The sequence below is a fragment of the Maribellus luteus genome (assembly GCF_003576475.1).
In the GTDB taxonomy this organism is placed as follows: Bacteria; Bacteroidota; Bacteroidia; order Bacteroidales; family Prolixibacteraceae; genus Draconibacterium; species Draconibacterium luteum.
Map to the genome: position 1 here is coordinate 62,323 of NZ_QWGR01000004.1, position 12,560 is coordinate 74,882.

Here is a 12,560-nt window from a genome sequence, read left to right on the forward strand (position 1 = left end):
TTTTTTAATTCTGATTTATACTTAATTTTTCTTTCACTTTTCTCAACAAAGGGCCGGCACTTGCATACCGCGGATTTACTTCTATCAACTGGTTCAAAACGGCCATACTCTCCGGGTAACTTCCCTGATCGTAAAGCTTTTGTGCCTCGATCAGATACAAGGGTTCATAAAACGGATGTATAGCCCTTCCCTTTTGAAGCCACTTGTCCACCTCTGCAAACTTACCCTGAGCCAGTTTAAGGTTGGCCAAATTTACACAGATCCAAACATTATTCGGCTCATCTTCAAATGCTTTTTGTAATATTTTCTCCCCTTCGTCCCAGTTCCCGCTTTTTAGGGCCTCTATCCCCCACAGATCGTCTTTTTCTCCGCGCTCCAGCAAAACCACCAACGGATTTCCCATGTGATAAAATACTTTTTTGATTTTTGCCGGCTGCCAGGTATCATGTTTCAGCTGCCATGGATGAATGTAGTTTACTCCAAACAGGGCATAATCCCAGTCGCTTGAGCTACGTTCAAGGTAGCGGGTGTATTGAAACGAAACGTTGGGTATTTTTTCAAAATAATTCGGCAACTGACAATTCATAGCCACTATCACGTTTTCATCGCCTATCTCATCTAAAAGATAGTCGGTAGCCTCCTTCATCCCATGGAAATAGTAATCGTATTCAAAGTTGCTCCAGGCCTTTTTATTTCCACCGTTTACATGGTTAAAATACACATAGTCGACCGGGAAAGTCTTTGCCTGATGCACCATCGGCAACAACATCAATCCAAAAAACAAAAGCAAATAAGGAATCTTTCTTCCCCTGTTTTTTTGCGACCGTATCATCTTGTAAAAACCAAGCGAGGCCAATACGACCATTACCGGCACAACAAACAACATTTGACGTATTCCGCTGTAAAGATTCGAGCCTATAACAATGACGTAAACAACCGGGAAAACCAGCGTAAAAAACACGAACAACTCTAAAAAGAGTTGTTCGTCAAATAGCTTAGTAAACATATAGGTTAAAAAGGCGATAAAATATATCAAACCCAGTAAGACAAACTCGGGTGTTGCTATCCAAAACCAGTGTGGAAGATACTTCCACGGCAACTGTGTACTCCAGTTTACCGATCCTTCAAAAATCTGTTTGATGCTCACCTTGTAGTGTTCCATCATTGAAAGACTTTCAAGCGGATGGTGCCAGACATCCTGCAAGGCGAAGGGCCAGAATAACAGCCCGATAAAGTAACCGGTAACCGCTATTACTGTAATCTGGCCCGCAAGCCTTACAAAACAAGATTTAGTTGAAATAAAATATTTAAGTAAAAAAGGCTTTACAAATAAGATAGCGAGTAATCCCAGGCCCAGATAGGCAAAGAGAATCAGCCCGCCAATGCGCACCGAACAGGTAAAGGCAATGCTTAATCCCAACAGAATGGCTGTTTTCCATTTGGGTTGCGGCAGTTCTTTTAGAAAACGAATGATAAACAGTACCCCGGCCAGGTATCCGGTGGCAAACGGAATGTCTTTCAGATTGCCAAAGGCCTGTCCGAAAAGCCGTGGTGTTACCATCAGCGAAAGCACCACCAGCGCCGACACCCAGTACGAGCCACTCAATTCTTTTCCCAAAAGTCCAGCTGCCAGAAGTAGCAACCAAAAGAAAAATGCGCCGGTAAAATGCCGGGTAAGAAATTCATTATCAACCGAGAAAATACGATTAAATAACGCTGTAAAATTGTCAACCGATTGCCCGTAATACTTGAGATTGTCAACCGGCGTATCCAGACACGACGCATCCTCACCGCCCGTATAGTACCAGTTTACTACTTTTTTAGCGTGAGGATAGTGTAGCATTTCATCCACATTCACAGCGGCTTTGGGAGCCAGCAATGCCAGTATTGCCCCCGCCAAAATCAGGCTGAAGACAAACATATTACGTGCCGTGAATATGTCGGATGTTTTATGCATCAGATCTTTTTGTTGGATTTATTTTAATATTGACTTCATGGTCGTTTGCAGTATCATCAAAAACCTGTTTCACCAGGTACACAGGCCGCTTTTGAACTTCTTTGTAGATGCGGAAAATGTATTCGCCAATCAGCCCCAGGAAAGTAAGCTGCACCGATCCAAAAAAGCTAATGGCCAAAAAGGTGGAAGACCAGCCAAAAGGAGCAAGCCCGGTGAATTTCGAAACAAGCGTATAAACAATGGCCAGCAGGAAAACGACCACTCCCAGCAAACCCAGGTAAAGGCAGGCTTTTATCGGCCACTTCGAGAAGGAATAAATAGCATCGGCAGCCAGCGAGAATAATTTTCTGCTGGTCATCTTTGCTTCTCCCTCAGCACGGTCGGCACGGTCGTACATTACAAACTCGTGCTGAAACCCGATGAAATTCCGGATACCCGGAAAATACCGGTTTCGCTCCGAAAAAGCCAAAACAGACTGAACGGCTTTGCGGCTTAACAAACAGAAATTTCCGCTTTGCTCTACCTGGTTCCCTTCCGAAATGTTGCTGAATATTTTATGAAAAACTCTGATAAAGAAACGCTTGCTGAAGTTTTCCATTCGCTTGCTGCGAACGGCAGAAACAACATCGCAATTGGTTTCTTTCATTTTCTGAAGAAGCTGCGGAATCACTTCCGGAGGATCCTGTAAATCGCCATCCATAATCACTACCCTTTCTCCTTTGGAAAACTCCAGTCCTGCGGTTATAGCAGCCTGTAGACCAAAGTTTCTGGACAACGAAATCACTTTCACCTCCGGAGCTTCCTTTCTGAACATCAATAATTTGCTCAGCGTATCGTCTGTACTTCCGTCGTCAACACACACCACCTCGAACGGCTCTTTTTCAGCCTTTACATTTTTGATCACCTTCTGCAAAAGTCGGTCGACCAAAATGCTTTCGTTGTAAAGCGGTATCACTACGGAAATCATTTTCATTCTTTCTAAGCTTTATGTGCCGTTCCGGGCACCGGCACCGGAAATTCCATATCCACTGCTCCCATTTCATATTTTTCAGGCCCCAGTTTCATGTTCGAGGTCATCATCTCTTCCCACGTTACTTTCTGCCCCGTATAAGCGGCTGTTCTTCCCATAATGGCCGTTAACGTAGAAACAGCTGTCCGTTCTGCTTCCACCACCGGCTTGTTGGTTCTGATAGCTGTAACCAGGTGAATATGCTCCTGTACATAGGGTGAAACTTTTACCACTCCGGTTGAGCGGCCATCTTTATCTTTCGGATATTCGTAGGTCCACTTAACCGACCCGTCAGGATTGTAAATCGTATTTTTACAATTGGTGTAGCCTTCCGTTCCCATAATCAGCTCGCCCAATTGGTTGGCACATCCATCAATCTGACGCGAAAAACTATGAGAGAAAACACCGTTTCCAAAATCAAAATCAATGGAAAAGTAATCGTACTGGTCGCCGGTCAACCGGTGAGCGCGGCCCCCAAAACCGACCGCCTCTTCCGGATGTTTTCCCATAAACCAATTTATGATATCGATATTATGTACATGTGTATCCAGGATATGATCGCCACACAGCCAGCAGAAATTATTCCAGTTGCGCAGCATGTATTCCATGTCGCTCCAGCCCTCTTCGCGGGTCCGGAACCAAACGTGCGACTGCATCCAGAAAGCTTTGGCAGCAACCAGATCGCCGATTGCACCACCTGCTACCTGTTTGTAGGTTTCCAGGTAATCGCGCTGATGGCGCCGCTGCGTTCCGGTGATTACAGTTAATCCCATGTTCTCCGCCTTTTTAGCCGTAGCAATAATCTGGCGGGCTCCCACCGGGTCAACACAAACCGGTTTTTCCAGAAACACATTCTTTTTGGCCTGAATGGCCGCATCGAAATGTGCCGGTCTGAAATGCGGAGGCGTTGCCAGGATCACCACGTCCAAATCCAAAGCCATCAATTCCTTGTAAGCATCAAAGCCCCAAAAACAATTTTGCTCCGGCACTTCCACCCGTTGTTTCATCAGCTTATTCCGGCAATCCCACACTTTGTCTTCAAAAACATCGGCCAGGGCTACCAAATGTAAATCATGCCCGGCTGCCAAAAAGTTAAGTGCCGCACCGGTTCCCCGGTTTCCGCACCCCACCAAACCCGCCTTTAAAGGCTTTCCGTCGGGTGCCAGGTCGAGCAATGGAGGAAATTCATAATCAACCGTTTGGTTTTTGGCAGAACAAGAGCTCAATGCACTCATTCCGATCACACCGGCTGCTCCAATTATGGCCGATTTTCCGAGAAAATTTCTACGTGATAGTTGATTCTTATCCATGGTTGATTGTTTTTATTTTTCTGTATTTTTTAATTCATCAGGATGGTACTCGCAAAGCACCCTAAAACCTACACTCTTAACATCGGAGTACCACCAGATGCTTTTGGGTATTTGCGGGTCGGTTACCAGCCAGTCAGTAGTTCTGGTAAAATCGCGACGTGCCAGCCTTAAATCCTTAGGTGTATTTTTGAACGAGCCTCCGCGAACCACATGCTCGTTACCGCTCCTTGGTCCGCGCGGGTTATGAACGACTCCCTTGGGGTACTTTCCGTAAACCGAAGGATCGTAATAATCCAGACAGAATTCGGCTACGTTCCCTAACATATTTTTTAACCCAAATGGATTGGCCTCCACAACATCAGGCTGTTGTGTTTTCCCGGGGCTGTTGCCGTTCCAAACCACGTACTGGCTGAATAATTCGGTGTTGGCCCCCAGCAGCTTTTTCAAGAAACCTTCGGCCTCATAATCTTTCGGAGAACCCTCAAAGAAATAAGCAGTCTGGCTTCTGCCGCGTGCAGCATATTCCCATTCGGCCTCTGTTGGCAGACGGTATTTCCTGCCGGTTACCTGGCTCAACCAGCGACAGTATGTTTCTGCGGCATGGTGGCTCATGGTAATTGCCGGACGGCTTCCTTTTCCCCAGCCCTGATCGGGTGCACCCCAGGGTGGTGTTGCGCCTGAAACTCCATCGGTTTCTTCATCAACTTCAACCGTCTCTTTTCTTCCCTGCGAACTCGTAGCCGAGAAAAACGCCAGGTACTCATCCCACGAAACTTCAATCTCTGCCATCCAGAAACTATCAACGGCCACCTCACGCACGGGTCCTTCATCTTTCCTGCGGTAAGGCTCGTCTTGCGGACTACCCATTTTAAATTGGCCCCCTGGAACTGCCATCATCTTAAACGACACATCTGTTCCCGGAATCTTCTCTTCAAAAGTTGCGAAATCTGTTACAACCGTAAGTTCTTTAAAAACTTCTTTCGGAGTTTCGTTGTCCTCATCAGCAAAGCCGGCATTTTCACCCCGGTAATGCCCCATCTCGTGATGACACTGTAAACAAGAATTTTTTTCAGGTTCGCGAATGTATTTTAAGTGTTGCTGTCCGCCCTGTGCACTCAATGTACTTGGGAAAAGATTTGTATGACATTTTACACACCCGTCTTCGTAAACGAACCGTTTAGCCGCCTCGTTTGATCGCTTGGCTTCCCAGTCAATCTCATCGGCATCTTTTGTAAGATATACATACAAATCGTGAAATCCGTGATAGGCTTTTCGGGTAAGGTAATAGGCTGTTTGATCTTCTGGAGGCAAATGACAATCGACACATCTTACCGATACACCGCTTGAGGTATTGTTATGAACCGATAACCGCCAGCTTGCCTCTGCGTGTGTGTGAACATGACAACTGTTACAAAACTCATCGGTAGAAGTATATTCTACGGTTTTGTTAAAAAGCAATATAAAAAGGATAACGCTTAGTCCTCCCGCTATAAAAATAAGGTAATGCCTTCGTTTGATTGTTTTATCTGTCATCCCAAATTAAAATTGAAGCACCAATATACACGCACACGATTAGCACGACCTTAACCAAAACACCATCGACAACTTAAATAGGTCTTAATTTTCTATTAATATGAAACGCAAATTATTGATTAAAAATTTATTACAAAAACTTAACTTTTATTGTCAAATATTTCAGTTATGCTCATTTTTGATATATTTGAGGGAAAAATAATAGCAAATTAAGGAATAAGCGACTGTTAAGATGAACAAGACCAGCTGTTATATCGGAATCATTTTTACCTGGATGAGTCTGTTTCTGACCATTTCATCCAGCGCTACTGATTTTGCCGACAACACTTTCCTTATTGCCAACATCAGCGAAAATGATCTTTCCAATAACCGCTTGTGGAGCTTTGTGGAGGCGAACGATTGGGTAGGTATTGAGCTTGAAATAGACAGCACCGGAAGTTATGCCTACCTGCAAAACAGCACCATCGAAATGACAGCTGTTTTGGACAGAATAAGAGGTATAATAGATAAAGAAGAATCCAAAATAGTTCCGATCTTCATTCATTTCGACGGGAACATTCATTTTCTGGACTCAGTAATTAACGCCTCTTCGATCTCTGATCGTATTTTCTATTTGCCGCAGGGAGAAACATGGCCCTCCATCAATTACCTGGTACAAGCGAACCGCCGTATTATATTTTTTGTGGAAGGCAACACCACCAACGAAAGCAGAATCCTTCACCCGGTAAAAAATTATGCACTGGAGATATCGGCCAGTCAGATTACACCCAACTCCGTAATTCTGAGTTCCGAGTCAAACATCAACAAAGAGCTTTTTAAGATCAATGATTTCCAGAACCTTCCGACGGGTGTTGTACCCAACAGGCTGGGAAAAAACCAGGTGCCCGATTATGTGAACTTTCTGCTTGACAGCTGGACCAAGTACGGCAAGAAACCCAATTTCATCAGTGTTGGCAATGCGATCATTAGTTTTGATTTTTTGGTATCACAGCTAAACTCATTCAACGATGTAAAAGGGCAGGTTCGTACGGTTGGAAAAAACCTCGAACGCGTTTACTGGAAAAACCCCGAAGTTCTGATTTCAGGCGGTAAATTCAGTTTTCCGATACGCGGAGGAGAAGAAGTAATTCTTTCACCTTTTGCTCCCGGTTACAGCATGACGCCCGCTCAACTAATTGTTACCGCCGAAATGGCGCTGCCCGAGGAATATTCGGTATTGGCCTCGCCGCTTGGACTTAACCAGGGATTAACCGCCAATTTCAACTTCGACGGAAACCTGACGGACAATGTCAATCCGGAGAAAAAATATACGGGAACCAATTATTCTTTTAGCCAGGATATTGACAGAGGAACTGTTCTGAAACTTCCTGAAAATGCACGAGTTTTTATCGGAAATCCGGAATTGTACAGGCTCCCCAACAGCAGTTTTACGGTTAGTTGCTTTGTTAAATTCACAGATATCCTGGAATTTGGAGACAACGCTATTTTAGGCAACAACGAGCAGGGCTATCGTCGCGGTATGCACTTGGTTTTGCGCTCTGGCCATCCGTATTTCGGCTTGTGGTCGAACGATTACATGTCTGACGAAGTATTGAAAAGCAATGTTTGGTACCACCTAACCTGGCGTTATATTATTGAAACCGGGCAACAAGCTATTTTTCTGAACGGAAAAAACGTTGGCGGCTCCGATGGCCATCCACCGTATTCGGGCACAAGCGACCTGCACATAGGTAGTGCACTTTCGGATGGTGCAAGCATGCGGGGATACATCGATAACCTGAACATCTGGAACCGTCCGCTTGGAAACGAGGAAATCAGCCGGCTGGCGTTGGATGAAGAAATCCTCGCATTACCGGAGAAGGATAAGAAACAACGAAATTTTATTCAACCACTTTATATAGGTTTTTCCTTACTGATCCTCTTGGTATTTGTCCTTCTTTTCTGGGTAATGATCATCCGGAGAAAGACAAAGAACCACTACCAAAGATTTGAAGTACAAAAACCCAGCTCCGAAAATCACATACGTCTTTTTGGTGATTTTCAGGTAATGAACAACAAAGGAGAGGACATTTGCTCCTTGTTCACCCCAAAGGTAAAAGAGCTCTTTATTTACGTCCTGATAGGCTCAGTGCGCAACAAAATGGGGGTTCCGATTTCGGATGTTGATTCTTGCTTGTGGGCAGGAATACAGGACCGAAAGATTGCCAATAACCGGGCAGTAACGCTTAATAAGCTCCGTAAAATACTTGTTCAGTTAAATACGGTTGAAATCAACTCGAACAATGGCTTTTTACAATTAAAAGTTTCCGGCAACCTGTCGTGCGACTACCTGGAAGCCTTTAAGTTGTGTACAATTCCTGAAGGAATGACCCGAAAACAGCTCGATACTTTTTACTTGCTGGTGAAAGATGGCAGCCTTTTAAAAGGAATTGACTGGCCCTGGCTCGACGATATTCGCGGATTTATCGGAAACCAGGTGATGGACCACCTGTTGAAACTGGGAACCTATTTGCAAAAAGAAAACCGGATCAACGAGGTGGAAAAAGTAGCCCAACGGATGCTCGATTACGACGAGCTAAGCGAAGAAGCCGTTTCGCTGCAAATTTGGGCGCACCAGCAGGCCAACAATCTGTACCTCGCCAAGTTTCAATTTGAGTCGTTTTGTACCCGTTACAAAAAAAGCATGGGGGAAAACTATGGCATGAACTTCAACGAGTTCATTGAAGAACATGCCATGAAAAAGAATTAATCGATTCTTTCAAGCTCCACCGTAAAGTGCCGCATAATGGGCGCTTCTTTTTCAATTCGGAAGCCGTGAACGATCTTTTCCCGGCGGTCAAAGATATTTTTCAGCGCTACTGCCACCACATCCATGTGGTTGTTGGTGTAGGTTCGGCGCGGAATTGCCAGGCGTAACATTTCAAGTTTCGGGAAACGGTTTTCCCCCGATTTCGGGTCGCGGTCAGCCAGCAAAGTACCTACCTCAACCCCGCGCACACCCGCTTCAAGATAAAGTTCAATCGCCAGGGTTTGCGCAATGTATTCTTCTTTCGGAACCTGTTTCAGAAATTTCCGGGCATCCACAAAAACGGCATGTCCGCCAATTGGTTTCTGAACCGGAATCCCCCACTCCATCAACCTGTTTCCCAAATACTCCACCTGTTTAACACGGTTTTCGAGGTAATGCTCGTCGGTTACTTCGTTCAAGCCAACAGAAAGCGCATTCATATCGCGTCCGGCCATTCCGCCGTAAGTATTAAAGCCTTCGTACATAATGTTGAATACCGAAGCATTTTGAAATAGCTCCTCCTCTTTCATGGCAATAAAACCACCGATGTTTACAATGCCATCTTTTTTGCTGCTCATGGTCATTGCATCGGCATAGGAAAACATTTCAGCCACAATTTCACGAATGGATTTTTCTTTGTACCCTAGCTCCCGTTCCTTGATAAACCAGGCATTCTCTGCAAAACGGGCCGAGTCGAATACGACTTTAATCCCGTATTTTTTTGAAAGCCTGGAAACGTCTTTCAAGTTCTGCATCGACACCGGTTGCCCGCCCGAGGTATTGCAGGTAAGCGTAACAATCACCATCGGAATTTCATCGTGCTGATAAGTGGAATAAACACTTTCCAGCTTTTCCAGGTCGATATTGCCCTTAAACGGATGCAGCGATTCGGTATCGAACGCCTCGTCGATTGTGCAATCAATTGCTGAAGCATTTCTGAACTCGATGTGCCCTTTGGTGGTATCAAAGTGACTGTTTCCGGGCACCACATTTCCGGGTTTCACCAAAACCGAAAACAAAACATTCTCGGCTGCCCTTCCCTGGTGTGTCGGAAGAAAATACTCAAAGCCCAAAATAGCACGAATGGCATTTTTCAGGTTGTAATACGACGAAGATCCGGCGTAACTTTCATCTCCCGTCATCATAGCAGCCCACTGGTTGTGGCTCATGGCACCGGTTCCGCTGTCGGTAAGCAAATCGATGTAAACCTGTTCGCTTTTCAGGTTAAATAAATTGTAATGCGCTTCTTTGATCCACTGTTCTCGCTGCTCGCGGGTACTTCTGAAAATGGGTTCCACCATTTTTATTCTATATGATTCTGCAAAAGGTAATTCCATTAAAATCTGATTTATGAATGATGATCAACGATTGAAGAACTATGATGGTTCCATATAAAACCAAACATGCAATTCGAAATCGATGTTCTTTTGTAAGAAAATTAAATAATGATTTACGAAATAAAATTACGATGGTTAACTGCATACGAAATCTGAAATCCTAAATCACGAATCTGAAATCTACAATCTAAAGGAATCCCTGTTTTTGATATTCAGGTAGCGGCGGTTGTGAAGAAATATGGCCAGTAAAAAGTTAAACATGTCCAGTATTTCGAACAAAGGTAAGAAGCTTTCCGGCAATTTCCACAGGACAAATATCAGTTTTGCAGTCATTTCATTATCATCTAAAAAAACCACTAATTTTGCACAGGAAATAAAAACAACAGAAAATGGGAAAACTGGCATTCGAAACGGTAATTTTTGACATGGACGGGGTAATCACCAAAACAGCCATTACACATGCGGCTGCCTGGAAAAAAATGTTTGATGAATTTCTTCAGGCCCGGGCAAACAGGAACAACGAAAAGTTTAATGAATTTACCCAAAGCGATTACCTCGCTTATGTCGACGGCAAACCGCGCTACAAAGGTGTTGCCTCATTTCTAGAATCCAGGAAAATTTCCATTCCTTTTGGCGATCCTTCGGATGAAGCGGGAAAAGAAACCATTTGCGGTCTCGGAAACCGCAAAAACGATGCTTTTAACGAAGTAATTGCACGCGACGGAGTGGAGGTTTACGAATCCACCGCAAAGTTGCTGAAGGACCTTACAGCTGCGGGAATTAAACTCGGAGTAGCTTCGTCAAGTAAAAACTGCGCGCCCGTTCTGGAGGCTGTCGATCTGTTGTCGGCATTTGGTGCCCGTGTTGACGGCGTGGTTTCTGCAGAGCTCGGATTACATGGAAAACCAGAGCCTGATATTTTTACCACAGCCTGCGAAATGCTGGGATCAACACCTGCGAAATCAATTGTGGTGGAAGACGCTGTTTCGGGTGTTCAAGCCGGTGCAAAAGGCAAATTTGGATTGACGCTCGGTATTGCACGCGAGAACAATGAAAAGGAACTCGCCGAAAACGGGGCCGATTTCGTAGTAAGCGATCTGGAGGAAATAAACGGAATAAACGGTCTGAACGAACTGTTCCTAAAAAACCAGGCGTAGCAGGAGGCTCGCAAGCTTCACTGAACTTCTTCTACACTTTTCTGTAAAAAATCGCGTGTGTAGTAGTCCTTATCTACTATTTCACCGTTCCAAACCACAATGTCGAGATCCATGGTCCGGGGCCCGAATTTAGGCCCGGTCCGGTCGCGTCCCAGTTGGTCTTCAATCGATTTTAACAACTTCGTCAGGTCCTTCCGGTCTCGCTCCGTATTTATTTTTACCGCACCATTGGTGTAGTCCGGCTGATCGGTAATCCCCACCGCTTTGGTTCGGATCATATGTGAAACTTTTACTACTTCCACTTTCGTACGAAGTATTTCCATCATTTGGGGAATGTTTTTCTCAGCATTGATGTTCGATCCAATGCCGACAATCACCGTATTCATCTTTTAGCCTCCATTTCCAATGAAACCGATTCGGCAAAACGCAAGGCATGTGGCTTGTCTACTTCCACTTTTGCCCGAATGACACGCTCATCCTCCATCACCAGATCAAGAATATTCCGCGTCAATACTTCCAGCAACTTAAACCGCCCTTCCTGAACAAAAACAATTACTTTTTTGGTGATGGTCTTGTAATCAAAAATACCATCCGGTTCATCCGACTCCAGCGCCGAAGCCGGAATATCTGTTTCAATTTCAATATTGATCACCACATCCTGCTTGTTTACCAACTCTTCAGGATTGAACCCGATGTAGGTTCTGATCAACAGCTTTTTTACACGTATTATCGCCATCTATTCAATGTTTTTTCCAAGGTTTTCACCCCCGTCTGCAAACAAAAGCTGCCCGGTCAGGTGCGTATTTTTCAGAATAAAATCAATACTGTCCAGAATCGGTTCCACACCACCCGGCTTTTTCATCGGGATATTTTGTGCAAGATTTTGAAGGTAGTTTTCATCCTCGTCAACCGGAGCCAGTGTAACCCCTGGGGCTATGGCATTCACCCGAATTGCAGGCGCAAACTCCAAAGCTGCCATTTTTGTCAGCTCCCACAAAGCCTTTTTCGACAGGGTGTAAGCTGCAAAATTGGACGTGTTTCCGGTAATTCGGGTATCCACAAAATTGATGATGTTTCCTTTTTTACAATACACTGCAAAGTCGCGAATCAGCAAAAACGGAGCCTTTAGATTGACATCCAGCTGGCTGTCGAACAGCTTTTCCGATGTTTCGCGCAGGTAAGCTTTGTCAAAAACCGAAGCATTGTTGACCAGCAAATCAAAAGGACCTGATTTTGAAACAATACTCGGAATCAGGCCTTCCACTTCATGCCCTTCGCTCAAATTGGCTGTAACCGATGAAAACAGTTGTTTCGGGTACTTTTCGCCCAACTCCCGGACAAGGGTGATCGCATCTTCTGCCGAACGGTTAAAATGAATGATTACGTTCCATCCGTTTACTGCCAGATGTTGCGAAATAGCCTTGCCTATTCGTTTAGATGCGCCTGTTATGAGTGCTGTCGGATTCATG

The 12,560-nt window shown here is 44.7% G+C and carries 10 protein-coding genes; 2 read left to right on the forward strand and 8 right to left on the reverse strand.

Features of this window, described 5'->3' with window-relative positions:
- Positions 1-4: 4 nt before the first annotated feature.
- The 4 genes from D1614_RS08450 to D1614_RS08465 are packed head-to-tail and all read right to left on the reverse strand — an operon-like array spanning position 5 to position 5,809.
- On the reverse strand, positions 5-1,957 hold the full coding sequence (locus D1614_RS08450) for a tetratricopeptide repeat protein (RefSeq protein ID WP_119437480.1): 1,953 nt from the start codon (positions 1,955-1,957) through the stop codon (positions 5-7).
- A complete protein-coding gene (locus tag D1614_RS08455; protein ID WP_119437481.1) occupies positions 1,950-2,930 on the reverse strand; it encodes a glycosyltransferase family 2 protein in 981 nt (326 codons plus the stop codon). Before D1614_RS08455 ends, D1614_RS08450 begins: the two co-directional genes overlap by 8 nt.
- 5 nt (positions 2,931-2,935) lie before the next feature.
- Entirely contained in the window at positions 2,936-4,276 is a 1,341-nt protein-coding gene (locus D1614_RS08460; protein ID WP_119437482.1) for a Gfo/Idh/MocA family protein, read from the reverse strand.
- A gap of 12 nt (positions 4,277-4,288) precedes the next feature.
- Positions 4,289-5,809 carry an SUMF1/EgtB/PvdO family nonheme iron enzyme gene (locus D1614_RS08465; protein ID WP_119437483.1) on the reverse strand — a complete coding sequence of 507 codons (1,521 nt, stop codon included), beginning with the start codon at positions 5,807-5,809 and terminating at the stop codon, positions 4,289-4,291.
- A 232-nt stretch (positions 5,810-6,041) separates the two neighbouring features.
- On the opposite strand from D1614_RS08465, the gene D1614_RS08470 reads away from it, so the two are divergent.
- The gene (locus D1614_RS08470; RefSeq protein WP_119437484.1) at positions 6,042-8,558 is read left to right on the forward strand and encodes a LamG-like jellyroll fold domain-containing protein; all 2,517 of its coding nucleotides are present in this window, start codon (positions 6,042-6,044) and stop codon (positions 8,556-8,558) included.
- Here the strand turns inward: D1614_RS08470 and tnaA are convergent.
- On the reverse strand, positions 8,555-9,934 hold the full coding sequence (gene tnaA / locus D1614_RS08475; protein WP_119437485.1) for a tryptophanase TnaA: 1,380 nt from the start codon (positions 9,932-9,934) through the stop codon (positions 8,555-8,557). The two genes, D1614_RS08470 and tnaA, sit on opposite strands and share 4 nt — an antisense overlap.
- Positions 9,935-10,323: 389 nt before the next feature.
- Here tnaA and D1614_RS08480 point away from each other — a divergent pair, with 389 nt between their 5' ends.
- Positions 10,324-11,091, forward strand: coding sequence for a beta-phosphoglucomutase family hydrolase (locus D1614_RS08480; RefSeq protein WP_206609960.1), 768 nt, complete (start codon positions 10,324-10,326; stop codon positions 11,089-11,091).
- Positions 11,092-11,108: 17 nt separating this feature from the next.
- Here the strand turns inward: D1614_RS08480 and folK are convergent, their stop codons facing one another.
- From folK to D1614_RS08495, 3 genes are read right to left on the reverse strand one after another with little or no spacing between them, the layout of a single operon-like run.
- Complete coding sequence (folK, locus tag D1614_RS08485; RefSeq protein WP_119437486.1) at positions 11,109-11,477, reverse strand: 2-amino-4-hydroxy-6-hydroxymethyldihydropteridine diphosphokinase; 369 nt, start codon at positions 11,475-11,477, stop codon at positions 11,109-11,111.
- Positions 11,474-11,827 carry a dihydroneopterin aldolase gene (locus D1614_RS08490; RefSeq protein WP_119437487.1) on the reverse strand — a complete coding sequence of 118 codons (354 nt, stop codon included), beginning with the start codon at positions 11,825-11,827 and terminating at the stop codon, positions 11,474-11,476. Before D1614_RS08490 ends, folK begins: the two co-directional genes overlap by 4 nt.
- Positions 11,828-12,559, reverse strand: coding sequence for an SDR family NAD(P)-dependent oxidoreductase (locus D1614_RS08495; RefSeq protein ID WP_119437488.1), 732 nt, complete (start codon positions 12,557-12,559; stop codon positions 11,828-11,830).
- Position 12,560: the final 1 nt, after the last annotated feature.

Bases quoted from the DNA above. Each gene is read 5' to 3' on its own strand.
- D1614_RS08495 (WP_119437488.1), bottom strand. From the start codon at position 12,559: ATGAATCCGACAGCACTCATAACAGGCGCATCTAAACGAATAGGCAAG.
- D1614_RS08450 (WP_119437480.1), bottom strand. From the start codon at position 1,957: ATGCATAAAACATCCGACATATTCACGGCACGTAATATGTTTGTCTTC.
- folK (WP_119437486.1), bottom strand. From the start codon at position 11,477: ATGAATACGGTGATTGTCGGCATTGGATCGAACATCAATGCTGAGAAA.
- D1614_RS08455 (WP_119437481.1), bottom strand. From the start codon at position 2,930: ATGAAAATGATTTCCGTAGTGATACCGCTTTACAACGAAAGCATTTTG.
- D1614_RS08490 (WP_119437487.1), bottom strand. From the start codon at position 11,827: ATGGCGATAATACGTGTAAAAAAGCTGTTGATCAGAACCTACATCGGG.
- D1614_RS08470 (WP_119437484.1), top strand. From the start codon at position 6,042: ATGAACAAGACCAGCTGTTATATCGGAATCATTTTTACCTGGATGAGT.
- D1614_RS08480 (WP_206609960.1), top strand. From the start codon at position 10,324: ATGGGAAAACTGGCATTCGAAACGGTAATTTTTGACATGGACGGGGTA.
- D1614_RS08460 (WP_119437482.1), bottom strand. From the start codon at position 4,276: ATGGATAAGAATCAACTATCACGTAGAAATTTTCTCGGAAAATCGGCC.
- tnaA (WP_119437485.1), bottom strand. From the start codon at position 9,934: ATGGAATTACCTTTTGCAGAATCATATAGAATAAAAATGGTGGAACCC.
- D1614_RS08465 (WP_119437483.1), bottom strand. From the start codon at position 5,809: ATGACAGATAAAACAATCAAACGAAGGCATTACCTTATTTTTATAGCG.